The 24,896-nt window shown below is 63.6% G+C and carries 19 protein-coding genes and 1 tRNA gene; 10 read left to right on the top strand and 10 right to left on the bottom strand.

From position 1 onward, the window contains the following. Positions 1-13: 13 nt before the first annotated feature. The 5 genes from ACSQ3E_RS13095 to ACSQ3E_RS13075 form a co-directional block, all read right to left on the bottom strand. Positions 14-661: an outer membrane protein gene (locus ACSQ3E_RS13095; protein WP_436123010.1), complete on the bottom strand. Its 648-nt coding sequence runs from the start codon at positions 659-661 to the stop codon at positions 14-16. A 352-nt stretch (positions 662-1,013) separates the two neighbouring features. Beyond that, positions 1,014-1,700, bottom strand: coding sequence for an outer membrane protein (locus ACSQ3E_RS13090; RefSeq protein WP_436123009.1), 687 nt, complete (start codon positions 1,698-1,700; stop codon positions 1,014-1,016). A gap of 512 nt (positions 1,701-2,212) precedes the next feature. Then, positions 2,213-2,287: transfer RNA gene (locus ACSQ3E_RS13085), tRNA-Glu, on the bottom strand. A 79-nt stretch (positions 2,288-2,366) separates the two neighbouring features. Continuing rightward, positions 2,367-3,560: a YcbK family protein gene (locus ACSQ3E_RS13080; protein ID WP_436123008.1), complete on the bottom strand. Its 1,194-nt coding sequence runs from the start codon at positions 3,558-3,560 to the stop codon at positions 2,367-2,369. A gap of 213 nt (positions 3,561-3,773) precedes the next feature. After that, positions 3,774-5,603, bottom strand: a complete 1,830-nt coding sequence (locus ACSQ3E_RS13075) for a PHA/PHB synthase family protein (protein WP_436123007.1) — start codon at positions 5,601-5,603, stop codon at positions 3,774-3,776. A 144-nt stretch (positions 5,604-5,747) separates the two neighbouring features. Between ACSQ3E_RS13075 and ACSQ3E_RS13070 the strand changes: the two genes are divergently transcribed. The 5 genes from ACSQ3E_RS13070 (at position 5,748) to recJ (ending at position 11,741) form a co-directional block, all read left to right on the top strand. After that, on the top strand, positions 5,748-6,092 hold the full coding sequence (locus ACSQ3E_RS13070) for a hypothetical protein (protein WP_436123356.1): 345 nt from the start codon (positions 5,748-5,750) through the stop codon (positions 6,090-6,092). Positions 6,093-6,140: 48 nt separating this feature from the next. After that, positions 6,141-7,358 (top strand): LL-diaminopimelate aminotransferase, encoded by a 1,218-nt coding sequence (locus tag ACSQ3E_RS13065; RefSeq protein WP_436123006.1) that lies wholly within the window; start codon positions 6,141-6,143, stop codon positions 7,356-7,358. Between the two features lie 53 nt (positions 7,359-7,411). After that, positions 7,412-8,728 carry a homoserine dehydrogenase gene (locus ACSQ3E_RS13060; protein WP_115732194.1) on the top strand — a complete coding sequence of 439 codons (1,317 nt, stop codon included), beginning with the start codon at positions 7,412-7,414 and terminating at the stop codon, positions 8,726-8,728. A 191-nt stretch (positions 8,729-8,919) separates the two neighbouring features. Beyond that, positions 8,920-9,894: a class II fructose-bisphosphatase gene (gene glpX, locus ACSQ3E_RS13055; protein ID WP_067961708.1), complete on the top strand. Its 975-nt coding sequence runs from the start codon at positions 8,920-8,922 to the stop codon at positions 9,892-9,894. A 56-nt stretch (positions 9,895-9,950) separates the two neighbouring features. Next, positions 9,951-11,741 (top strand): single-stranded-DNA-specific exonuclease RecJ, encoded by a 1,791-nt coding sequence (gene recJ, locus ACSQ3E_RS13050; RefSeq protein WP_436123005.1) that lies wholly within the window; start codon positions 9,951-9,953, stop codon positions 11,739-11,741. 13 nt (positions 11,742-11,754) lie between these two features. Here the strand turns inward: recJ and ACSQ3E_RS13045 are convergent, their stop codons facing one another. From ACSQ3E_RS13045 to folE, 3 genes are all read right to left on the bottom strand, one after another. Beyond that, a complete protein-coding gene (locus ACSQ3E_RS13045) occupies positions 11,755-12,720 on the bottom strand; it encodes a patatin family protein (RefSeq protein ID WP_436123004.1) in 966 nt (321 codons plus the stop codon). 84 nt (positions 12,721-12,804) lie between these two features. Continuing rightward, entirely contained in the window at positions 12,805-13,260 is a 456-nt protein-coding gene (hisI, locus tag ACSQ3E_RS13040) for a phosphoribosyl-AMP cyclohydrolase (protein WP_436123003.1), read from the bottom strand. 37 nt (positions 13,261-13,297) lie between these two features. Next, the gene (gene folE / locus ACSQ3E_RS13035) at positions 13,298-13,939 is read right to left on the bottom strand and encodes a GTP cyclohydrolase I FolE (RefSeq protein ID WP_067961716.1); all 642 of its coding nucleotides are present in this window, start codon (positions 13,937-13,939) and stop codon (positions 13,298-13,300) included. 235 nt (positions 13,940-14,174) lie between these two features. Here folE and ACSQ3E_RS13030 point away from each other — a divergent pair, with 235 nt between their 5' ends. Beyond that, positions 14,175-14,603: an iron-sulfur cluster assembly scaffold protein gene (locus tag ACSQ3E_RS13030; RefSeq protein ID WP_310329004.1), complete on the top strand. Its 429-nt coding sequence runs from the start codon at positions 14,175-14,177 to the stop codon at positions 14,601-14,603. Here the strand turns inward: ACSQ3E_RS13030 and ACSQ3E_RS13025 are convergent. Further along, on the bottom strand, positions 14,585-15,526 hold the full coding sequence (locus ACSQ3E_RS13025) for a LysR substrate-binding domain-containing protein (RefSeq protein WP_436123002.1): 942 nt from the start codon (positions 15,524-15,526) through the stop codon (positions 14,585-14,587). The two genes, ACSQ3E_RS13030 and ACSQ3E_RS13025, sit on opposite strands and share 19 nt — an antisense overlap. Positions 15,527-15,620: 94 nt before the next feature. Between ACSQ3E_RS13025 and ACSQ3E_RS13020 the strand changes: the two genes are divergently transcribed. The 4 genes from ACSQ3E_RS13020 (at position 15,621) to thrS (ending at position 19,365) form a co-directional block, all read left to right on the top strand. After that, the gene (locus tag ACSQ3E_RS13020) at positions 15,621-15,785 is read left to right on the top strand and encodes a hypothetical protein (protein ID WP_310328998.1); all 165 of its coding nucleotides are present in this window, start codon (positions 15,621-15,623) and stop codon (positions 15,783-15,785) included. A gap of 96 nt (positions 15,786-15,881) precedes the next feature. Further along, positions 15,882-16,244 carry a membrane protein insertion efficiency factor YidD gene (gene yidD, locus ACSQ3E_RS13015; RefSeq protein WP_436123001.1) on the top strand — a complete coding sequence of 121 codons (363 nt, stop codon included), beginning with the start codon at positions 15,882-15,884 and terminating at the stop codon, positions 16,242-16,244. 146 nt (positions 16,245-16,390) lie between these two features. Next, on the top strand, positions 16,391-17,233 hold the full coding sequence (blaOXA, locus tag ACSQ3E_RS13010) for a class D beta-lactamase (RefSeq protein ID WP_436123000.1): 843 nt from the start codon (positions 16,391-16,393) through the stop codon (positions 17,231-17,233). A 155-nt stretch (positions 17,234-17,388) separates the two neighbouring features. Then, a complete protein-coding gene (thrS, locus tag ACSQ3E_RS13005; RefSeq protein ID WP_436122999.1) occupies positions 17,389-19,365 on the top strand; it encodes a threonine--tRNA ligase in 1,977 nt (658 codons plus the stop codon). Between the two features lie 76 nt (positions 19,366-19,441). Here thrS and ACSQ3E_RS13000 read toward each other — a convergent pair whose 3' ends face one another. After that, positions 19,442-24,892, bottom strand: coding sequence for an IPT/TIG domain-containing protein (locus tag ACSQ3E_RS13000; RefSeq protein WP_436122998.1), 5,451 nt, complete (start codon positions 24,890-24,892; stop codon positions 19,442-19,444). Positions 24,893-24,896 lie beyond the last annotated feature (4 nt).

Below are 24,896 nucleotides of genomic sequence, written 5' to 3'. Positions count from 1 at the left end.
TTGGCAGTGGGCATCAGAACTTGTAGGCGACACCTACGCGCAAATCATGCGTGCGAAGATCCACGTGATGCATGTCAGCTGCGACTTCGCCGGGCGCGAATGCGAACCCGTTGGTGCCAAAGTCTGAATAGATGTACTCGGCGCGGACGAGGAGATTTTGCGTGGCGGCCCATTCGATGCCACCACCGACCGCATAGCCGGTGACAGTTTTTTTGGCGAGATTCGTGCCGTCGTCGCTGTGGTCACCTTCAAAGCTGGCGACAGCAAGTCCGCCAGTCAAGTAAGGCATGATGTTGCCAACGGAGTAACCGGCGCGAGCACGAAGCGAAGCTCCCCACTTCGAATCATAGGTAATGACGGCCGGATCCTCAGGCACTTCGGCAGACGAGTATTTCAGGTCTGCTTCGACACCAAGAACGAGATTACCCATTTGATGGTTGTAGCCAGCATAAATCGCGCCCGCGAAACCGCCGTCAGAGTACCGTTCATCGTCGAAGTTCAGGTCCTGAAGCGACAGCTTGTTGAAGCCGGCGGCAGCGCCGACATAAACGCCCGACCAGTTGTATGCTGCCGCGCCCTCATCGATCACCACGGTGTCCGCGGCAGTCGCTGCGGTAGAGATCGCGACGAGTACAGTCGCTACCAGAAGAATCGGTTTCATTGATGCTGTACCCTCAAAGGTGCCGCTAATGCCCGGCAGGCGACGCGACGTTGTCGAGCTGCGGTGTCGCATTGTCTATCGTCGGCGTCTTGGGCAGAGCCGCACCGGAATTGTCGTGGCAAGCACCGCAGCACTTTCTTGGCTAGTATGGCCGCTCGGCAAAGGTGACGGGGCGTAGCTCAGGGACCAGCGCCAGCCTACTGGTTGGAGGCCCCCGGGGGGGGGCGAAACGGGGCGGATCGCCGCCAAATTTCCCAACTGCAACTCTCCGGGCGAGATTAGCGGTTGTTGTCAGGTGCAAACAAAAACCCCGGCCTAAGCCGGGGCGCATGAAGACCGCAAAGCGAGTCAATTAGAATTTGTATGCCAGACCGACCCTGACATCGTTGGTCTTGAACCCAAAGCTGCCGGTGGTGCTGCCAAGGCCGCTGAAGTCGAGATCACCATAGTCCGTGTATCTGTACTCGGCCCGGGCAAGAAGCTTGTCGGTGATGGCATATTCCACGCCGACACCAACCGTCCATCCAACGAGGGTGTCGCTGAATTCCTGAAATGGCGTCCCATTGCCGAGAAGCGTTGCGTCGGCTCCGGCAAAGGCCACGCCGCCGGCGATGTAGGGCAGGAATCGATCCACGGCATATCCGAGCTTAGCACGCACAGCGCCAGTCCAGTTCAGCTCGTAGTCGATCCCGCCACCTGGAACCGGAAAGCCAAGGAGTATTACCTGGCCGATCCCATCGACGCCTGACCATGCAATATCGGCGTCGATGCCCACGACGATATTGTTGGCCAGCTGGTGATTGTATCCGGCATAGACACCACCCAACCAGCCATCGATATCTGCAGGCGCTGCAGCCACGTCAGCCAGCAGCTCGCCATCACCCCAGCCATAACCCGCCTGAAGGCCGACATATCCGCCAGTCCAGACAAACCCTGCCGGCAAGATTTCGGGGCTCGGCTCAAGCACGACCGCATCGGCCGCCGAAGCAATGCCTGACAGGCCGACCAAGAACACGCTTGTTAGCAAAAAATTCTTCACGACAGTTCTCCGATTCCATCGCCGAACAGAAAGTAGCATGTGAACGAGAAGTCCATACGTCATATTTCCGTTTCCTAGAATTCGCTTAGTAGAGTTGCCGAAATATTACAGTTCTGTGGGTGCGCGCCACGCGATGAAATTGTTCTCTGATCTTTCAATTGCTTGGCTCTGACGTCGCCATTCCCTGCTCCGGCAGATCCGTCGACCTCAATCAATCGCCAGTCACCTCGTCGCCGGATATAGTGGCAGCGTGCCTCCGCAACCTGCAGTGCACAGGTCTGCGAAGTCAGTGGCGCTAATGACGGGCACGAAAACGGCATCTGGCCGAGATGCATTCAAATATGTGCTCGATATGCGCTACGGCGCTTCGATAATTGGAGAAAGCGGCGAGGTAATACGCTGACACTTGAGGTGGCGTCTGATTTCAGTCGATTGCCAAATGACCTAGGCAAAGGTCCGTCTCAGACGGGCCATGTGATGGCTTTGGTTTGTCGCAAATTGATTGGAAAACCTGGTACGCCCAAGGGGAATCGAACCCCTGTTACCGCCGTGAAAGGGCGGTGTCCTAACCGCTAGACGATGGGCGCGCTCAGGTGAGGCGGTGTATAGTTGGCTTGTTCGCGACAGGCAACCCGTCTTTTTGCTGCGTCGCGAAATTTTTTCGACTTATCCACGGCGACGGCCGCAACGCCAGTTCCAGTCGCGTTCCGGGCCGACATCGATGTGGACGGAGTTGGTGTGGCAGTAGGTGCCGACGCCGCCGCGGCCCGGCATGGCGCGCAGATAAGTCGCCAGTTCCCACTTGCCGACGCCGGGAATCTGGATGTCGGCTGCCGCGCAATACATGTGCTGCGAATTCTTGGCGCCGCGGGCGCGACGGTTGCGTTCCGGGTTGCGGTAACCCGAGGTGACGACCATCTTCTTGCCGTAGTGCTGCTCGGCCGCCTTGAGGATGCGCACCAGCGACGGCTTCAGGCAGGCGACATCGACGCTTTCGGTCTGCTTGAGCAGGCCGTTGGGGGCGAGTCGCGCCATGCCGGCAGCGGAAGCCAGCTCCAGGCCGGGATCCTCGTCCTCGTGCAGGTCGACGTCGCTGTCGTCGTTGAGGCCCGACTTGCGCTTGATCTCGAACAGGTCGGTGGTGCGCACGCCAGGCAGCGCCCAGTTCGAATCTCCGCCTGACGAGCCGCCCAGCGACGCAAGTTCCACTGGTTTCGCTTCGGCTTTCGCCGAGGCCAGCGTGATGATCGGCTTGGCTTTTTCCTCGGGGGCTTTCGGCTTGGCGTCGGAGGCGTCGTCGCCCATCGCAATCAGCGGCTTTGCCTTCTGTTCCGCGGGCGCGGGTGCCGCCTTGGCGGATGAGGAGCCGAACAGCGAGGCGAACAGCCCCTTCTTCTTAGGCGCTTCGGGTTCGGCTGCCGGACCGTTGGTCAATATGAAGCCGGTGTCCTGCTGCGCAGGCTGTTTGGTTGTCTGCGCGTCCGCGGTCTGGGTGGCTTCGGCCTTCGGCTGCTCGGTTGCGGCTGCCGTTGCGGGCTGCTGCGCCTGTTCGGCACTGGCGATGGCAACTTCCGCCGCGTTTTCGCTGCCTGGCTTGACCAGAGGAACATAACCGACCTGGTCGGGAAGGGCGGTGTCGCCTGCCGGGCTCATCGTTGCCTGGGCAACTGCGGGGGCGCCGGCGGCGGTCGCGGATTGGGCAGTGGCGGTTTCGGTGGTCGTTGCGGCGTTGGCCGCGGGGGTTGTCAGGTCGAAATTGGGCTCACCCGTCGAGGAGCAGGACACGCTCAACAGCGAAACCAGCACGGTCAGCGCAACGCCGCAGCGCCGGTCTGCGAATCGCAGTCGTCCTGACGTCAAACCGGATCCCCTCTCATGCACTGCAGGCCAACGATTACGCTTGGCGATTGAAAACGTGTACGCAACCACGCTTCTGAACAAGAAGCGGCACTCAAACTTGCGGCAATGATCCCCCGGCTAGCGGGCTAGGCGCCAATTAAGGCGAGATCATGATAGGCGCCATGTTTTCGCCCTCTTGGTAAAGGGCGTCAATTCACTGCCTGTGACAGCTGGTTACACGCGTACCTTCACATAGCTGCCGGGTGCATCCTCTATCACCCGTCCGCTTATGCCAGGCTTGCGTGCCGCAACGCGGGTATCGTCCTTGGCCTCGATCCAGCGCTGCCAGTGCGGCCACCACGAGCCTGGCGTCTCGACGGCGCCCTTGAGCCATTCGTCAAAATCGCCTGATGGCTTGCCCCCTGACCAGAACTGGTACTTGCCGGCGGCGGGCGGATTGACCACGCCGGCGATGTGTCCGGAGCCGCCGACGACATAGTCGACATCACCACCGAAATATTGGCAGCCGAGGAAGACGGAGCGGGCAGGGGCGATGTGGTCTTCGCGCGCCGCGAGGTTGTAGACCGGGATGGTGACGTCGGCGAGCGAGATGGTCCGGCCAGCGAGGTCCATCCTGCCTTGCGACAGATTGTTCTCGAGGTAGCAGTTGCGCAGGTAGAAGGAGTGATTAGCCGCTGCCATGCGCGTCGAATCGGCATTCCAGTAGAGCAGGTCGAACGGCGTCGGCTCCTTGCCGCGCATGTAGTTGTTGATGACATAGGGCCAGATCAGGTCGCCCGAGCGCAGCATGTTGAAAGCCGTCGCCATCTTGGTGCCGTCGAGGTAGCCCTTGTCCTTCATCGCCCCTTCAAGTGCCCGGATCTGATCCTCGTCGACGAACACCTTGAGGTCGCCGGCATAGGTGAAATCGACCTGCGTGGTGAAGAAGGTGACCGACTGGATGCGGTGGTCACTCTCCTGCGCCAGCAGCGCCAGTGCTGCTGCCAACAGCGTGCCGCCGACGCAATAGCCGATCGCGTTGACCTCGCGTTCGCCCGTTGCCTGCTCGACGGTGTCGAGCCCGTATTGCAGGCCCTCGCGGATATAGGCTTCCCAATCCTTCAGGCCGTGGCGCTGGTCGGGATTGATCCAGGAGATGACAAAGACAGTATGACCCTGCTCGACCGCCCAGCGGATGAAGGACTTTTGAGGGTTCAGGTCGAGGATGTAGAACTTGTTGATCCAAGGCGGACAGATCAGCAGCGGCCTTTTCAGCACCTTGTCGGTGGTCGGCGTGTACTGGATGATTTCGGCGACGTCGCTGCGGCCGACGACCTTGCCGGGCGTGGTGGCGATGTTCTTGCCAATCTCGAAGCCGCTGTAGTCGGCCTGCCGGAGCTTGAGGTCGCCCTTGCCGGCTGAAATGTCCTCGGCGAACATCTTCATGCCGCGCACGAGGTTTTCGCCGTTGCTGGCGACAGTTTCGCGAAACAGTTCCGGGTTGGTCAGGATGAAATTGGACGGCGAGATCGCGTTGGCGACCTGCTTGACGTAGAAGCCGGCTTTGTGGCGGGTGTGCTCGTCGAGGCCGTCGGCATGATCGACGAGATCGCCGGCCCAGCGTGCGGTCACCAGATAGGCCTGCTTGAGGAAATCGAAGAAGGCGTTGCGGCCCCATTCCGGGTCGAGGAAGCGTTTGTCGCCGCGTTCCGGCTTGACGGCGTCGTCGACCTCGTCGCCGCCCATGCGCTGGATCGACTTGCTCCACACATCGAGATAGCCGGAGAACAATCGCGTCTGTGCTTCCAGCGCGCGTTGCGGGTCGGACAGCCAGTATTCGCTGAGCTTGGAGAAGGTCTTGACCATGTCGGCCATCGGCTCGGCGACGGTGTCGCGCAACTCGCCCTTCTCGCGCGGTTCGGCCCAGGCGGAGGCTGCCTTGCCGGCCTGCTCGATCATGCGGGCCATGTTGAGCGCAAAACGTTCCGGATCTTTGACGAGGTATTGCTCGACGGAGGAGGGGGAATCGCCACTCGGCTTGTCCGAATCGTCTACCTTCGCCATGGTTCTTGCTGGTCCTCCCAAAGCGCCCATTGTTGACATAGTATCATGTGACGTCTTACCGGGTCCAACGCGCTCTACCGCGCCTGTCGGGGAAACTTTATGACATATAGTGTTGGTCGGAATGTTTTTTTCTGCTCCCGCGTGATGTTGTCCGCGGGCGTGCTGGCATTGGCAATTGCCGCCAGCGGCTGCACCAGCACGACCAGCGCCGACAGCAGCGCTGCCTTGGTAACCGGACGCGGCGCGCAGGACACCGGCACCTATCCCAATCTCAACATCGCGCCTGAGGTGGCGGCCGCCCAGTTCACCGAGGACCAGAAGGCCGCGAAGCTGGCCCAGCTCCAGGCAGCCAGACAGCGCCAGGGCGCCAAGGCCGGTGCTGGCGGCGGCAATTCGGCGGCGATGACGACGCTTGCCAGAAAGCACGGCGACGACACGCTCAAGGCCATCGAAGGCAAGTGCGAGACTATCGACCCCGCCTGCAATTGAGTGTATATCGCGCACGCATCGCCGAGCCCCCGTTTACCTGGAACTGACATGGAAGAATTTCACAAGGTCCGCCGCCTTCCGCCCTATGTCTTCGAGCAGGTCAACCGGCTGAAGGCCTCCGCCCGTTCGCGCGGCGCCGACATCATCGATCTTGGCATGGGCAATCCGGACCTGCCGACGCCGACCGCCATCGTCGACAAGCTGTGCGAAGTGGTGCGTGATCCGCGCACCCATCGCTACTCGTCTTCGCGCGGCATCCCCGGCCTGCGCCGCGCCCAGGCCAATTATTATGCCCGCCGCTTTGGCGTGAAGCTCAATCCCGATACCCAGGTCGTAGCCACCCTGGGCTCGAAGGAAGGCTTCGCCAACATGGCGCAGGCGATCACCGCGCCTGGCGACGTGGTGCTGTGCCCGGATCCGACCTATCCGATCCACGCCTTCGGCTTCATCATGTCGGGCGGCGTCATTCGCTCGCTGCAGGCCAAACCGGATGACGGCTTTATCCCGGCGCTCGAGCGTGGCGTTCGCCACTCGATCCCCAAGCCGCTGGCGCTGATCCTCAACTATCCGTCGAATCCGACGGCCTTCGTCGCTTCGCTCGACTTCTACAAGGACGTCGTCGCCTTCGCGAAGAAGCACGACATCATCATCCTGTCGGACCTTGCCTATTCGGAGATCTATTTCGACGGCAACCCGCCGCCTTCGGTGCTGCAGGTGCCGGGCGCGATCGACGTCACCGTCGAATTCACCTCGATGTCGAAGACGTTCTCGATGCCGGGCTGGCGCATGGGTTTTGCCGTCGGCAACGAGCGCCTGATCGCCGCCTTGACGCGCGTGAAGTCGTACCTCGATTACGGCGCGTTCACGCCGATCCAGGTGGCCGCGACCGCCGCGCTCAATGGCGACGGCACCGATATCGCCGAAGTGCGCGAGGTCTACCACAAGCGCCGCGACGTGATGGTCGACTCGTTCACCCGTGCGGGTTGGGAAATTCCGGCGCCGGCCGCGACGATGTTTGCCTGGGCGCCGATCCCGGAGCCGTTCAAGCATCTTGGTTCGCTCGAATTCTCCAAGCTGCTGATCGAGCATGCCGACGTGGCTGTCGCACCGGGCGTCGGTTTCGGCGAGCACGGCGACGACTATGTGCGTCTCGCGCTGGTCGAAAACGAGCACCGCATCCGCCAGGCTGCACGAAGCATCAAGCGCTTCCTGCAAACCACCGCCAAACATCCCAACAACGTGGTTCCGCTCGCAGCCCATCGCTGAGCGGCGCCACGGCCACATTCCCAGAACGACTGAAGTAAGAGGCGCCGTCGACCATGGCTGAAGCATTGCGTGTTGGAATTGCCGGTCTCGGCACGGTCGGTGCTTCGGTGGCGCGCGTGCTGCGCGACAAGGGCGCCGAGCTCACCCGGCAGTGCGGCCGCGAGATCGTCGTCACAGCCGTTTCCGCCCGCGACCGCACGCGTGACCGCGGCGTCGATCTGAGCGGCGCCCAGTGGTTCGACGATCCGATCGAACTGGCCGAGAAAGCCGATATTGACGTCTTCATCGAGCTGATCGGTGGTGACGAGGGTGCAGCCCGCGCCTGCGTGCGTGCCGCTCTCGACGCCGGCCGCCATGTCGTGACCGCCAACAAGGCACTGCTCGCCAAGCATGGCGTGGCGCTGGCCGAGGTTGCCGAGAAGAAGGGCGTGCTGCTCAACTACGAAGCGGCAGTTGCCGGCGGCATCCCGGTCATCAAGACAATGCGCGAGGCGATGGCCGGCAACAGCGTTACCCGCGTGTTCGGCATCCTCAACGGCACCTGCAACTACATCCTGACGCGCATGGAAGCCGAAGGCCTGACCTTCGAGGCCTGCCTCGCCGACGCCCAGCGCCTGGGGTACGCGGAAGCCGACCCGACCTTCGACATCGAGGGCAACGATACGGCCCACAAGCTCGCCATCCTGACCAGCCTGGCATTTGGCTCGAAGATCGCTGCCGACGACATCTATCTCGAAGGCATCTCCAACATCACCCAGGCAGACATTCGCGCCGCGGCTGAGCTCGGCTATCGCATCAAGCTGCTTGGCGTTGCCCAGCGCACCGAAAGCGGCATCGAGCAGCGCGTGCACCCGACGATGGTGCCGACGGCTTCGGTCATCGCCCAGGTTCACGGCGTCACCAATGCGGTGGCGATCGAGACCGACATCTTGGGCGAGCTGCTGCTGTCCGGCCCAGGCGCCGGCGGCAACGCCACTGCCTCGGCCGTCGTCGGCGACATCGCCGACATCGCCAAGAGCCGCCCCGGCTTCCAGCATGGCCCGGTGTTCGGCCGCCCGGCCAAGGAACTGAAGCCCTACAAGAAAGCGCAGATGCGCAGCCACGCCGGCGGCTACTTCATCCGCCTGACCGTGCATGATCGTATCGGCGTCTTTGCGGCGATCGCCAAGCGCATGGCCGACAACGACATTTCGCTGGAATCGATCGTCCAGCACGCCAATGGCACCGAAGGCGGCATCGCCCAGAAGACCGTCATCCTGGTGACCCACGAGACGACGGAAGCTGCCGTGCGCAAGGCCGTCGACGGCGTGACCAAGGACGGTCACCTGACCGACAAGCCGCAGGTCATCCGCATCGAGCGCGCCGGCTAAGCAGGCGTCGTGGCAAGGGGGCGCAAATGTGCCCCCAACCAGGCAGTCAAGCGCCATTACCTTTCAATCGATTGATATTGTTTCGCTTTCGATAAAGCGGGCAACAGGTCTTGCCGTTGTCATGCGGGTTTGACAATAAGAGCCGGCCCGGTTTGGGCGCTCCGAACTCATCGACTTCAGGACCCAGTATTATGGCGAAAAGCGTTGTAGCCGGCCTCGACCGGATTCTCACCATGGAACTCGTGCGCGTCACCGAACGGGCGGCCGTGGCTGCAGCCAGGCTGCGCGGACGCGGCGACGAGAAGGCCGCTGACCAGGTCGCGGTCGACGCGATGCGCCAGGAACTGAACCGCCTCGCCATCAACGGCACCGTCGTCATCGGCGAAGGCGAACGCGACGAAGCCCCGATGCTCTATATCGGCGAGGAAGTCGGCTCCGGCGGCCCTGACGTCGACATCGCGCTCGACCCGCTCGAAGGCACCACCATCTGCGCCAAGAACCTGCCCAACGCGCTCGCGGTCATCGCCATCGCCGAAAAGGGCAGCCTGCTGTTTGCGCCCGACGTCTACATGGACAAGATCGCCGTCGGCCCGGGCTATCCCGAGGGTGTCATCGACATCGACGCATCGCCGGCCGACAACATCGCCAGTGTCGCAAAGGCCAAGGGCGTGCCGGTTGAAGAAATCACCGCCTGCATCCTTGACCGTCCGCGCCACTCCAAGCTGATCGAAGCCGTGCGCGAGACCGGTGCTGCCATCCGCCTGATCGGCGACGGCGACGTTGCCGGTGTGATCCACACCACCGATCCCGAGGAAACCGGCATCGACATCTATCTCGGCACCGGCGGTGCGCCCGAGGGCGTGCTGGCTGCCGCAGCGCTGCGCTGCACCGGTGGCCAGATGCTGGGCCGCCTGATGCTCGACACCCCAGAGAAGGTCGCGCGCGCCGCCACCATGGGCATCACCGATCCCAAGAAGGTCTACCGCGTCGAGGAAATGGCGCGCGGCGACGTGCTGTTCGCTGCCACCGGCGTCACCGACGGCAACATGCTCGCCGGCGTCAAGTTCGGCCGTGACTCGATCACCACCCACACGATCGTGCTGCGCTCGTCGTCCAAGACGGTGCGCGAGATCAAGGCGCGTCACCAGGATCTGGAAAAATTCTGATTACGCGCCTGTTCCGGTCGCCTATGGTCGATCCGCAGCGGGTGGACCTCAACTGAATGGCGACTGAAAAGCGTAATTTTCTCGGCGTAAGGCGTTCGGCCACCGGTGTTTCCTGGGAACATCGCCTGACCGAACGCCAGGACATGCTGGCGCTCGCCATTGCCCAGGGGCATGGCGTGCCGGACATCGTCGCCCGTGTGCTTGCCGGGCGCGGCGTTCTGCCCGAGGACACCGAGCGTTTCCTCGACCCCACCATCCGCGACCTGCTGCCCGATCCGGCTTCGCTGACCGACATGGACAAGGCGGCCTCGCGCCTTGCCGATGCCGTGTTGCGCAGGGAAAGGGTTGCGATCTTCGGCGACTATGACGTCGACGGCGCCTGCTCATCGGCGCTGATGGCGCGCTTTCTCACCCATTTCGGCGTCGAGTCGGAAATCTACATCCCCGACCGCATCTTCGAAGGTTACGGCCCGAACCCCGACGCGATGCGTGAGTTGATCGGGCGCGGCGCCAGCCTGATCGTCACCGTCGACTGCGGTACCAACAGCGCTGCCTCCATCGACGCCGCCAACGAGGCTGGCGCCGACGTCGTGGTGCTCGACCATCACCAGGTCGGCGGACCGCTGCCCAATGCCATTGCCGTGGTCAATCCGAACCGGGACGACGATCTCTCCGGCCAGGGCCATCTCTGCGCTGCCGGCGTGACCTTCCTGGCGCTGGTGCAGACGGCCAAGGTGCTGCGCGAGCGGCTGCCAGATGCACCGCGCCCCGATCTGCTGAAGCTGCTCGACCTCACAGCGCTCGCGACAGTCGCCGACGTCGTACCGCTGACCGGCGTGAACAGGGCCTTCGTCGTCAAGGGGCTGCAGGCCATGCGCCAGCAGAACAATGTCGGGCTGACGGCACTTGCCCGCGTCGCCCGCATCGGCGAGCCGCTCAACACCTTCCATCTGTCGTTCCTGCTCGGGCCGCGCATCAATGCCGGCGGGCGTATCGGCGATGCCGCCTTGGGCAGCAAGCTGCTCGCCACCGACGATCCGGTTGAAGCCGGAACGATCGCCGAGACGCTTGATCGCCTGAACCAGGAGCGGCAGGCGATGGAAACGGAGATGCTGGCTGAGGCGCGCGCCGAGGCCGATGCCGAGATCGGCGCCGGGCCGGGGCCGGCCGTGCTGGTCACCGCGAGCACCACCTGGCATCCCGGCATCGTCGGCCTGCTGGCCTCGCGGCTCAAGGATCATGCCCGCCGCCCGGCCTTCGCGATTGCCTTCAACCCGAATGGCGTTGGCACAGGCTCGGGCCGCTCGGTTTCAGGGTTCGACCTTGGCCGTCTGGTGCGTGAAGCGGTCGACGCCGGGCTGCTGGTCAAGGGCGGTGGCCACGCCATGGCAGCCGGCATCACGGTCGAGCGTGCCAAGTTGGGCGAATTGCGCGCCTTCTTCGAGCAGCGCGCGGCTGCCGATGTGTTCCGGCTGCAGGACGAGGAAAGCCTGAAGATCGACGGCGCGCTGGCCGCGGAAGGCGCGACGCTGAACCTCGTCGACGCGCTCGAAAAAGCCGGACCGTTCGGGGCAGGGCATGTCCCGCCCGTTTTCGTTTTGCCAAGGCACCGCATCGCCGATGCACGGCTGGTCGGTACGGCGCATATCCGCATCGACCTGCGTTCGGAAAGCGGCGGCAAGGTGCAGGCGATGGCGTTCAGGGCCGCGGAGACACCGCTCGGCGACTTCCTGTTCAGGAACCGCGACCGTGCGATCCACGTCGCCGGCTCGATTTCGGTCAATCACTGGAATGGCAGCCGCACGGCCCAGTTCAGGATCGTCGACGCGTCGCTTGCCGGTCCCTGATCGCGAACTGGCCTTAACCGAGAACCGCCTGAAGCCTCAGGATTTCTTCCATCTGCGCCTTGGTCGCTTCATAGCCGAGGCGGATAGCCTCGTCGGCGCGGTGGAACTCGGACAGGCCGATGAGCCCGAGCTTGGGCTGGATCGACAGATCGGGCGGATCGCCGGCGAGGCGTGCGCGGGAAATGCGGTCCTGGATGATGTTGAACGCCTCGACCATCACGCCGGTGATGCCGAGCCGCGCCTCGCGCTCGCTTTGGGCGGAGTTCTCTCCGGGTGCCGCCGGACGCTCGACCACCAGTTCGCCCGCGCTGTGCTTGATGACTGCCGCGCGGCCGAACAGGTCGTAATGCAGGTTGACCGCCACCACCAGCGGCTGCTCGTTGGCGCGGCAGACCGAAACCGGCACTGGATTGACGAGCGCGCCGTCGACGAGCACGCGGCCGTTGCAAGTGACCGGCTCGAAAACACCGGGCAGGGCGTAGGATGCCCGCATCGCCTTGATCAGCGAACCGCTCGACAGCCAGATTTCGTGGCCGGTGCGGATCTCGGTCGCCACGCAGACGAAGGGTTTCGGCAAATCCTCGAAGGTGACGCTGCCCATGTGCTGCTGCATGCGCGAATCGAGCTTCATGCCGCCGAACAGGCCGCTGCCGCCGAGCTTGAAGTCGAACAGGCCGAAGATGCGGCGCTTGGTGAGGCTGCGGGCGAATTCCTCGAGCTGGTCGAGCTTCCCGGCGAGATAGCAGCCACCGACGAGGGCACCGATCGACGTACCGGCGATCATGTTGATGCGGATTCCAGCTTCGTCGAGCGCGCGCAGCACGCCGATATGGGCCCAGCCGCGCGCAGCGCCGCCACCCAGCGCCAGTGAAATTCCGTTCTGTTTTGCTGTTTCGGGAACGTTCGAACTCGTGCCGGAAGAAAAGCCGTTGGCTTCCCGGACGTTCTGGCGCGCATAGAATGACGCCCATTCAAGCATCACACACTCCCTGTTCCCAACTACAGACTACTCCCGACCCGTATTAAAATCGTGAATCTCTGTGTTCTGGAACAGGTAGCCGGTTCACGTTTTCTTGCGGTAGGTCTCGTCGGCATCGAACAGGGGAGCGCTGCCGTCTGCACTGAGCGTCGCGACACCGTCTTTTTGCCCCACCGTCCGATAGAAACAGGAACGCCTGCCGGTGTGACAGGTTGCGTCGTGGCCGGTAACTTTTACACGCAGCCACACAGCATCCTGGTCGCAATCGGTGCGGATCTCCTGGACGTGCTGGAGATTGCCCGAGGTCTCGCCCTTCTTCCAAAGCGCGTTGCGCGAGCGTGACCAGTAGTGGGCAATGCCGGTCTCGATGGTCAGGGCCAAGGCTTCGGCATTCATGTGCGCGACCATCAGCAGCATGCCGTCGGCGGCGTCGGTCACCACGGCGGTGACAAGGCCGTTGACGTCGAAACGCGGCGAGAACAGCGCGCCCTCTTCGAGTGCGCGCTTGTCGTTGGAAGCTTTGGGAAACTGCAAGGTCATCGCCGGGGTCCTAAATCGGGGCTCCGGCGAAGCGGGATCAGATCCCGCCGCCGCCGGCTCGCACCATGGTAACGAACCGGACTTGTTCTTCGGGAGTGTCCCGGAAAACGCCGGTGAAGGTGGAGGTCAGGGTCGTCGAACCCTGCTTGCGAATGCCGCGCATGGCCATGCACATGTGCTCGGCCTCGATCATCACGGCGACGCCGCGCGGATTTAGCACGTCCTGGATGACACCGGCAATCTGCGCAGTCATCGCTTCCTGCGTCTGCAGGCGGTGGGCGAAGATGTCGACGACGCGGGCGATCTTGGAAAGTCCGACAACCTTGCCATCCGGCAGATAGCCGACATGAGCCTTGCCGATGATCGGCACCATATGGTGCTCGCAATGCGAATGGAACTTGATGTCGCGAACGATGACCAGGTCGTCGTAGCCGGCGACTTCCTCGAACGTGCGGCCAAGCTCGTCGGCCGGGCACATGTCGTAGCCATTGAACATCTCGCGGAAAGCCTTGGTCACGCGCTTGGGCGTGTCAATCAGGCCTTCGCGCTGCGGGTCGTCGCCGGTCCAGCGCAGGAGCACCTTCACAGCGGCTTCAACCTCCGCCTCGGTCGGGCGGTCGGTTGCAGGCTTATCCATATAGGCTGATTGCGGCATCAGCTTCTTCGCAACGGCATCCATATCAGGCGTCTCCAGTAGTCCCTGTCAGAGCAGGGACGAGTTGAACGGACACAGCCACTTTAGGGACCACCGGAACGAGTGCCGTACCCAAAGCTGCTTATCGTGCTCTAATCCCGATGCCTTTTCAGCTCCTTGTCGGGAGGCGAGCGCCACCATTATATATGGGTGAAGACGACGATTGGAAGATGCGTCAGCGACAAGAGTTGCTCATCGCACGCACTCAGAGTGAAAAAAGTTGATCGACGACATCTACAACACGAAAATTCTCGGTTTCGCCGGCAATATCGGCCGGCTCGGCCGGCTTGATCACCCCGATGCGACGGCGACGGCGCATTCAAAGCTGTGCGGATCGACTGTCACCATCGACCTGGCAATGAAGGACGGCATCGTCACCGACTTCGCCCATGAGGTGAAAGCCTGCGCGCTGGGCCAGGCGTCTTCGTCGATCATGGCCGAGCATGTCGTTGGCGCCAGCGCCGATGAGTTGCGCCAGGTGCGTGAAACCATGCTGCGCATGCTCAAGGAAGGTGGAACGCCGCCCGAGGGCCGATTCGGCGACCTGAAGTATCTGGAGCCGGTGCGCGACTACAAGGCGCGGCATGCCTCAACGATGCTGACCTTCGATGCTGTGGTCGACGCCATTGGTCAGATCGAGCGCAGGTAGGCTGCAGCCAGGCAGTTGTCCAGAATATCAAGGCTCTCGGCGAATTCGGCCTTGATCCACTCGGCGAAGCACTGTGCCGGCTCGGACAGCTTGGCCAGGCTCTTTGCCACCAGCCAGTAGCCGCCGCACACGACGTTGGTCTCGAACGGCTTGACCAGCGTACCTGCCTGAAGTTCCTCATAGACCAGCAGCAGGTCGCCAAGGGCGACACCATGGCCGAGCATCGCCGCCTGCTTCGACAACGCAGCATCCGCCAACAATGGCCCGCGCTCCGGAACCGGAGCTTCGTCGGCACCCGCAGCCTCGAACCAGCGTGCCCAGCCCTGGCGGTTTTCTTCGTGCAGCAGCGTGTAGCGGCGCAAATCGGCGGGGGATTTCAGGGGTGGGCCGGAGGCCAGCAGCGCCGGCGACAGGATCGGCGAATCGACAACCATCCCCAAAAGTTCCGACTCGCTGCGTGGCCACGAACTGTTGTGGGCGCTGAATCGCAAGGCGAGCTCGGCCTGGTCGCTGCGGAAGTCGATCAGGCGCGGGTCGACATCGAGCGCGATCTCGATGTCGGGGCGCATCTCGCGAAACTTGTTGAGCCTCGGCAGAAGCCAGCTGGCGGCGAGCGCGGGTTCGGCGCTGACACTGACCACTGAAAGGGAGGGCCTTGTCGCCAGCTCCGAAAGTCGGCGGTCGATGTCGTCGAAGCTCTTGACCAGTTGCTGCAGCAGCTTCTGGCCCGGCTCGGTCAACTCGACACGACGGTGATAGCGCACGAACAGCGGCTGGCGCAGGAAGCTTTCCAGCTCGCGTATCTGACGGCTGATGGCGGCCTGGGTGACAAACAGCTCGTCGGCCGCGCGGCTGAAACTCAGGTGCCGCCCGGCCGCCTCGAAACTTCTCAATGCCGTCAGCGGAAGCCGCCCGCGGTTCATTCGCATAATCTCAAGTTATCCAAGCTGGACGTTATACTCGTTTGAACAGCACGGCTAGAGGCGGTCTAATCCTCGCATCCAAGGAGGCAAGACCATGCCAACGCTGTTCAACGCTTACGCAGAGATGTTCCGCATCGCGACCTTCCAGGGCGACTATGCCACCCAGAGAACAAAGTGCTGCGACGCCGACCGGCTTCAACTCGACGCTCCGCAACGGCGGTGCCCCCACCGCAGGGCGAAGCTTGGCTGGCATGCGTGACACGGCGCCGCAGCGGCGAGGTGGTAGATGCCGAACATTGCGTCTGCATGGCGGAATGGACATCTATAGCGAATAGATTCCGATCCGGCGGAGATGATGGACCACGGACACGACCATCCACACGGCATAGCCGCGCGCGGCCGCAACTGGGCCGGGCCATGGCGCAAGACGCCGGGCCGGCTGCTTGGCACGTCGCTGGTCCGGCTCTACCAGCTGACGCTTTCGGGCTTCATCGGCAATTCGTGCCGGCACATGCCGACCTGTTCGGAATATGCCCATGAGGCGATCGCGCGCCATGGCTTGTGGGCCGGTGGCTGGATGGGACTGTTTCGCGTCCTGCGCTGCGGCCCGTGGGGCACCCATGGCATAGACCGCGTGCCGGAGAGCCTTGGCGCGCCCTATGCCTGGTTTGTGCCGTGGCGCTATTGGCTGATCGGACGCCGGGCATCGGGGCAATAGGGCGGACGCGGCGCATATCAGTTAACGCCCATATTTTCCGGTTTACCGTTTGATCAGGCTAAGTGAGCTCTGTCCAAGTTGAGCCATATTCGAGACAATTGCCGTCCATAGTCCTTTGGCGCCAACCGACAGAGGATGTCACGACAGTGCTTGCTTCATTTCGTCGATCTTCGAGTTTCGCCGTCTTTTCTTTCCTCGCCGCAGCGCCCTTTGCCCAGGCGCAAGCGGCTGCCAATGATCCGGCGCTCAAGCCGGTGTTTGAATGCATGCTGATCGTCGATGCCCAGAGCGGCGCCACGCTGCGCCGCGACGGCACCTGCGACCGGCGCGTCAGCCCGGCGTCGACGTTCAAGGTGCCGCTTGCCCTGATGGGCTATGATGCCGGCATCCTCGCTGACGCACATACGCCGCGCTGGGACTACAAGCCCGAGTTCAACGCGATCAAGCGCGACCACAGGCCCGTCGACCCGACGATCTGGGAGAAGGATTCGGTCGTGTGGTATTCGCAGCAGATCACCCGCAAGCTCGGCAACGAGCGTTTTGCCGGCTATGTCGAAAACTTCACCTACGGCAACGGCGACATAACAGGCAATCCGGGCAAGAAGGACGGCTTGACCCATTCCTGGCTGAGCTCGTCGCTGCAGATCTCACCCGATGAGCAGGCCGCATTCATCAAGCGCATTCTCGACCACAAGCTGCCGCTTTCCGCCAAGGCATATGAGATGACCGGCGCGATCCTGCCGGCATTCGACGCCGGCGACTGGAAGGTCCAGGGCAAGACCGGCACCGGTTGGCTGACCAACAAGGCTGGCGCCCAAAATCGCAACAGGCCGTTCGGCTGGTTCGTCGGCTGGGCCGAAAAGGACGGCCGAAAGATCGTTTTCGCCCGTCTGTTCGTCAATGAGGGCAAGAGCCCGGTGCTGCTGGGGCCAGAGGTGCGCACCAACTTCCTCGCCGATCTGCCGGGGCTGATGAAGCCGACCAACTAGACTCGACACTCCTCTGAAAATGACAACAGCGGCGCTCGAAGCGCCGCTGTTTGGCTTTACGAGCCCGAAAACTACCCCTAAAAGACCCTCGCTGCCGGACGCATTCGGTTTTTAACCACCCGCGCTCGTTTGCGGGACTGGATAGGAGAAGAGCTTTGTCGAATTCCGTTTCCCTGACATTTCCCGATGGTTCCGTCCGCGAATATGACGCGGCGCTGACCGGTGCTGGTTTGGCCGAGTCGATCTCGAAGTCGCTGGCCAAGAAGGCGGTCGCCTATGCCGTCGACGGCACCGTGCGCGACCTCTCCGACCCGCTCGGCAAGTCCGGCAAGGTCGAGATCGTCACCCGCGACGACCCGCGCGCGCTCGAGCTGATCCGCCACGACACCGCCCACGTGCTGGCGGAGGCCGTGCAGGAATTGTGGCCGGGTACCCAGGTGACCATCGGTCCTGTCATCGACAACGGCTTTTATTACGACTTCGCGCGCAACGAGCCTTTCACGCCCGAGGATTTCCCGGCGATCGAAAAGAAGATGCGCGAGATCATCGGCCGCAACAAGCCGTTCACCAAGCAGGTCTGGTCGCGCGACAAGGCCAAGCAGGTGTTCCGCGATAAGGGCGAGGCTTACAAGCTCGAGCTGATCGACGCGATCCCCGAGGACCAGAACCTCAACATCTACGCCCAAGGCGACTGGTTTGACTTGTGCCGTGGCCCGCACATGGCTTCGACCGGCCAGATCGGCAGCGCCTTCAAGCTGATGAAGGTCGCCGGTGCCTATTGGCGTGGCGATTCCAACAACCCGATGCTGACGCGTATCTACGGCACGGCCTGGGCTGACCAGGCGCAGCTCGACCAGTATCTCCATATGCTGGAAGAAGCGGAGAAGCGCGACCACCGCCGTCTCGGCCGCGAGATGGACCTGTTCCATTTCCAGGAAGAGGGACCGGGTGTCGTGTTCTGGCATGCCAAGGGCTGGAAGATGTTCCAGAACCTCGTCAGCTACATGCGCCGTCGCCTCGATCAGCAGGGCTACCAGGAAGTCAACGCGCCGCAGGTGCTCGACAAGAGCCTGTGGGAGACTTCTGGTCACTGGGGCTGGTATCGCGACGCGATGTTCAAGGTGACCGTTGCCGGCGACGACACCGATGACGATCGCGTCTTTGCGCTGAAGCCGATGAACTGCCCGGGCCACGTGCAGATCTTCAAGCACGGCCTGAAGTCCTATCGCGACCTGCCGGTCAAGCTCGCCGAATTCGGCAACGTTCATCGCTACGAGCCGTCGGGCGCGCTCCACGGGCTGATGCGCGTGCGCGGCTTTACCCAGGACGACGCGCACATCTTCTGCACCGAAGAGCAGCTCTCTGCCGAATGCCTGCGCATCAACGACCTGATCCTGTCGACCTATGGCGACTTCGGTTTTGCCGAGATCAGCGTCAAGCTGTCGACGCGGCCGGACAAGCGCGTCGGCTCCGACGAGGCGTGGGACCATGCCGAGGAGATCATGAGCAACGTGCTCAAGACCATCGAGGCGCAGTCGGGCGGCAAGATCAAGACGTCGATCAATCCGGGCGAGGGCGCTTTCTACGGCCCCAAGTTCGAATATGTGCTGAAGGACGCCATCGGCCGCGAATGGCAGTGCGGTACGACCCAGGTCGACTTCAACCTGCCGGAACGGTTCGGCGCCTTCTACATCGGCTCGGACTCCGAGAAGAAGCAGCCGGTCATGATCCATCGCGCCATCTGCGGGTCGATGGAGCGTTTCCTCGGCATCCTGATCGAGAACTATTCGGGCCATTTCCCGCTGTGGTTCGCGCCGCAGCAGGTGGTGGTGACGACAATCACGTCGGATGCCGACGACTACGCGCGCTCGGTCGCGGCCAAGCTCAAGGCTGCCGGCCTGTCGGCCGACGTCGACCTGCGCAACGAGAAGATCAACTACAAGGTCCGCGAGCACTCGCTGGCCAAGGTTCCGGTCATTCTCGTTTGCGGCAAGCGCGAGGCGGAAGAGGCAACCGTCAATGTCCGCCGCCTTGGCTCGCGCGACCAGGTGTCGATGGGGCTCGACGAAGCCGTCGCGGCACTTGTTGACGAGGCGATGACGCCGGACAGGCGCCGCGCGCTGACCGTCTGACACAAACAGGCCCACAGCCTGAGACAAACAAAAAGGGCGGCTCGATGCCGCCCTTTTCGTCCCAGAGGTTCAGAAGTCAGAACGACTTGTTGAACCTCAGCCTCCCCCCCCAGGATTCGAAATCATCGTCGCCGACGCCGTCGTAGAAGGCCGAGGCCGACCATGAGCCGACAGGGCCGCCCGACAGCGAGAAGCCGACCTCGCCACGGCCGCGCAGGCCGGTATCGGCGAGCCCGGGCGACGACGTCGCCGATGTGCCGGTGTTCTTCTGCTCGAAGGTCCAGATGCCTTCGAGCGACATGAACGGCTCGAAGCTCATGCCGCTGTCCAGCTCCATCCGGTAGCTGACCTTCGGCCCGAACTCGAAAGTGCCGGTCGCGATCTCGATTTCGGGGATCGGCAGTCCGAGGCCGTCGGTATAGGCATCCGTGCCTTCCTCGAAATAGGTCAGTCGTGCCGTTGGCGCGACGCGCCAGCGGTCGATGTCGTACTGGCCAATCAGTGCCGCCGAGACCAGCCAGCGCGTGCCGTCGAGGTCGTCCTCATAGGTTCCAAACGGCGAGGCGGTGTTCGACGACTGGCCCCAGGCGGCCCTGGCGTCGAGGAACAGGTTCTCGGTGAGGCGCGCCGTGACATAGGGCCCGACAAGATAGCCGGTGCCTTCGATGGTGGCGCCGTCATCGGCCTCCATGTCGGTCCAGTCGAGCTGCAGGCCGAGGCCGACAAGGATGCGTGGCGTCACCAGATAGTCGGCGCCGGCATGCAGGATGCCGAAGCGGCCGTCCGCGCCATAGGCATTGAAGCGCGCGAGCTTGCCCTCGACCCAGAAGTCGAACGGCGTCGCCTGGGGATCGGCGTCGCCTTCGGCCTCCGGCGCCACGCCAAGCGTCTCGAACGGCGTGGGCTTGGCGCGTTTGCCGGTATCAGGGTCGCCGAGATGCATCATCGGCAAGCTGTCCGGCGCCGGCCCCACCGAGAGGTCATCCCGCTGGAGATCGTCGCCAGGTGCCGAGGCCGGCAGCGTCATTGTCGGTGCGCCGTCGGACGTGCTGCGTGAGCGTTCCAGGCTGTAGGCGAAGGACGCTTCGTCGCTACCGAAGCGCAGAGCCAACGGCATGCGCGGATCGGTGAAGCCGAGGCCAAAACCGGACACGCCTCCGACGCCGGGAGACGCCCCGGTCAGGCGCGCCAGGCGGCGACCGGAATCCGGCTGGTTGGCGATGATAAGTTCGGACCGCGCTTCGAGGAAGGCGCCGATCAGCTCCGTCGTCGGCTGTGTGTCGCCGGCAACGATGGTGCAGGTCATGTCACTGCCGGACTGGAGGGCGATGGTGCCGGACAGGGTGGCAGGGTTGAGCGAGGACTGCGGATCGCTGCAGCTGGCGGAGGCAAGCGCAAAGCCGGCAGGTATGGTGAAGGTGATAGCATGGCTGCCAGCCGGCACGTTGAGCGGTCCCGACGTGCCACCCCCGCCGCTGGCATTGATGGTGAAGTTGAGCGACGGCTCGGGCGACGAGAACGTGAAACTGCCGTTCGCCGGGCTCTGGATCACGAAGGTCACGCGGGGGATCTCGACCTCGATTGTGTAGGCCTGGCTGCCGGTGAAGGGGCCAGTCCCCGTCGAGGCGTCAGTCGCGGTCACCGTGAAGCTGAAGCTTCCGTTCGCTGTCGGCGTGCCCGCGAGCACACCGCCTGTGGACAGGGTCATGCCTGCCGGCATCGCGCCAGAAGTGACCGTGAAGCTGTGCGGAGCAGTGCCCCCGCTGGCAGAGAGGCTTTGAGTGTACGCTATGCCGACGGTGGGGTTGGGCAGCGTCGTTGGCGTGACCGTGATTGTCGGTGCGTTGATCACCAGGGTGAAGTTGCGATCGACAATGGCGGGGCCGGAACCGGTGCTGCTGTCTGTGGCGCGGATCACAAGGTTGAAGCTGCCGCCCTGTGTCGGTGTGCCCGACAGCGTGCCGCCAGCGGACAGGGTGAGCCCGGCGGGCAACGTCCCCGACTGGAGCGTGATGGAATAGGGCGCGACGCCGCCGCTCGCGGTCAGCGTCTGGCTGTAGGTCTGCCCGACCACACCATCGGACAGCGTGCCGCCGATCGTCAGCGTCGGTACCGCCACCGTGAGCGAATAGGGGTTCGCGACTGTAAAGCTGCCGGCGTCGGTCGCGGTCACGGTGACGTTGAACGTGCCCGCCGCAGTCGGCGTGCCCGCCAGGACGCCGGTCGACGGGTCGAGCGTCACCCCGTTGGGCAAGCTGCCTGCGGTAATGGCGTAGCTGAAGGGCCCAACGCCGCCGTTTGCGCTGAACGTCTGCGAATAGGCGCTGCCGGCGGTGGCGCCGGGAAGCGCGCCCGCCGCCGGGCTCAGCGTGAGCGTCGGCGCTGCGATCGTGACGTTGTAGGTGCGGCTGTCGGTAAAGGGTGCTGCCGGCCCCGTCGACTGGTCGGTCGCGGTCACCTTGAAGTTGAAGTTGCCGATAACAGTCGGCGTGCCTGACAACGTCCCGTCGGCAGCGAGCGTCAATCCGGCGGGGAGGGCGCCTGATGTGACCGCGAAGCCATAAGGCGCCTGGCCGCCGCTGGCGGTTATCAGTTGGCTATAGGCGGTGGCATAGACGGGCAGGGTCACGGTCAGCGGCCCGACCATGATCGTCGGCGGGCTCACCGTGATCGTCACCGTGGCCGGGCTCGACGTGCCCCCGACATTGGTTGCTGTGTAGGTAAAACTGTCCGGGCCGGCATAGCCCGCCGTCGGCGTGTAGGTGATGGTTGTTCCCGTAGCGGTTGCGGTGCCGTTGGTCGCCTGTGTTGCAACAGCAACGCTGGTCGCCGGGGTGCCGCCCAGCGCCAGCGTGATCGGATTGTTGGTCGACCTATGAGCCACGGTGGCGCTGACATTGCCGGCGGTCGGCGGCGCGACATAGGTGAACTGGTCGGCTGCGGAGGTGGCACTTGTACCGCCGACCGTGGCGACGGTGACGTCGACGGTTCCAGCTGATGCCGCCGGGCTGGTCGCGGTGATCTGGGTGGCGCTGTTGATGGTGTAGCCAGCTGCTGGCGTGGCACCGAAGGTCACTGCGGATGCGGTGGTAAAACCAGTGCCTGTGATTGTGACTGTCGTGCCGCCTGATGTCGGTCCGGAGGTGGGGCTGACCGAGGTGACAACAGGTGCGCCGATATAGGTGAACTGATCAGCTGCCGAGGTGGCGCTGGTGCCGCCACCTGTCGTGACCCTGACATCGATGGTACCTGTTCCCGCCGGGCTGGTGGCGGTGATCTGGGTTGCGCTGTTGACCGTATAGCCGGTCGCTGCCGTGGCGCCGAAGGTCACGGCACTGGCACCGGAAAAACCGGTGCCTGTGATGACCACGGTCGTTCCGCCTGCTGTCGGCCCGGAGGTGGGGCTGATCGACGTGACGGTGGGCGCTGGGATGTAGGTGAACTGATCGGCTGCAGAGACGGCACTTGTGCCGCCAACTGCGGTGACGCGGACATCCACCGTCCCAGATCCCGCCGGGCTGGTCGCGGTGATCTGGGTGGGGCTGATGAAAGTAAAACTGGTGGCTGCCGTGCCGCCGAAGCTTACGGCGGTTGCCCCGGTAAAACCGGTGCCTGTGATCGTGATGAATGTGCCGCCGGAGGCCGGTCCCGATGTCGGAGTGATCGAGGTGACTGTCGGCGGCGCGACATAGGTGAACTGATCGGCCGCCGAGGTGGCGCTCGTGCCGCCAACGGTCCGGACGGTGATGTCGACCGTGCCAGCGCTACCCGCAGGGCTGGTGGCGGTGATCTGGGTGTCGCTGTTCACGTCAAAAGTGGCGGCGGCTGCGCCCAAGTTTACGTCGGTTGCACCCGTAAAACCGGTGCCGGTCAGGATGACGCTCGTGCCACCTGCTGTTGGCCCTGACGTTGGGCTGACTGCTGTTACGGTAGGCGGTGCGATATAGGTGAATTCATTGGCCGCGGCAGCTGCGCTCGCGCCTCCAGGCGACGTGACGACGACATTGACGAGGCCTGCGCTATGCGCCGGAAGCGAAAAGACGACGATGTTGGTGTCGTCGATGGCGATGAAGCCCGCCGTAGCGCCACCAAAGGTGACATCGGTGGCGTGCGTAAAGCCGGTGCCGGTGAGGGTCACCGAACCGCCGCCTGCTGTGCTGCCCCGGTTGGCAGACAGAGCCGTGACTGTCGGTGGCGCGACATAGGTGAACTGATCCGACGCCGAGGTAGCGCTGGTGCCACCAGGCGTCGTGACCGTGATGTCGACGGTTCCCGCCGCGCCCGCCGGGCTGGTCGCGGCGATCTGGGTTGCGCTGATGACGGTAAAGCTCGCTGATACGGCACCGAAGGTTACCGATGTGGCGCCGGACAAGTTCGTGCCTGAGATGGCGACTGTTGTGCCCCCCGCCGTTGGTCCGAACCAGGGACTGACGTACGTGACGATCGGTGTGGCGACATAGGTGAATTGATCGGCCGCCGAAATGGCGCTTGTGCCGCCAGCCGTCGTGACCCTGACATCGACGGTCCCGCTTCCGGCCGGGCTGGTTGCGGTGATCTGGGTTGTGCTGTTGACGGAATAGCCTGCCGCTGCTGCGCCGCCGAAGGTTACGGCGGTTGCGCCAGACAAATTCGTGCCGGTGATCGTGACTGACGTGCCGCCGCCCGCTGGACCGGCAGTCGGGCTGATCGATGTGACGGTCGGCGCGGCAACATAGGTGAACTGATCGGCTGCCGTGGTGGCGCTGGTGCCGCCAGGGGACGTGACAGTGACGTCGACGGTCCCGGTCCCCGCCGGGCTGGTGGCGGTGATCTGGGTTGCGCTGTTGATTGCAAAGCCTGTCGCTGCCGTGCCGCCGAAATTTACGGCGCTGGCAGCGGAAAAGTTGGTTCCCGTGATGATGACCGTCGTGCCGCCAGACGTTGGCCCGGCGGTTGGGGTGATCGACGTCACCGTCGGTGCAGCGACATAAGTGAACTGATCGGCCGCCGATGTGGCGCTGGTGCCTTCTGGTGTCGTGACCGTGACGTCCACGGTTCCCGTTCCTGCCGGGCTGGTGGCGGTGATCTGGGTTGCGCTGTCGACCGTAAAGCCGGTCGCTACGGAGGCGCCGAAGGTTACGGCGGTGGCGCCGGTAAAGTTGGTGCCGGTGATGACGACTGGCGTGCCGCCCGCCGTCGGCCCGGAGGTGGGGCTGATAGACGTGACGGTCGGTGCATTCGACAGCACGGTGACGGTGACGGTCGCGATGCGCAGGCCGCTGCAGCCAGGCAGATCGCAGTAGCGCAAGGTGAAGGTGTCGGTGCCGGCGAATCCCGGTGGGGCACTGTAGGTGACGGTGTTGTCGAGGGCATTCTCTACGGCCTTGAATGTACCGCCCTGCGTAGTTGCTCCAAGCCCGACCAGGGGTTGCGGCTTCGGAGTCAGGCCGCTGTCGACACCTGGATAGTTTGTATCGCAGGCGTAGAGGTCCGCCGAATTTACTGTCGCGCTCTGAATATAGGTGAAGTTGACGGCCCCGTAGGGCACCGGC

This window comes from Aminobacter sp. LjRoot7 (genome assembly GCF_964252895.1).
GTDB lineage: Bacteria > Pseudomonadota > Alphaproteobacteria > Rhizobiales > Rhizobiaceae > Aminobacter > Aminobacter aminovorans_B.
Note: the sequence above shows the minus strand (reverse complement) of the source record. Positions and strands in the feature narration are given on the sequence as shown.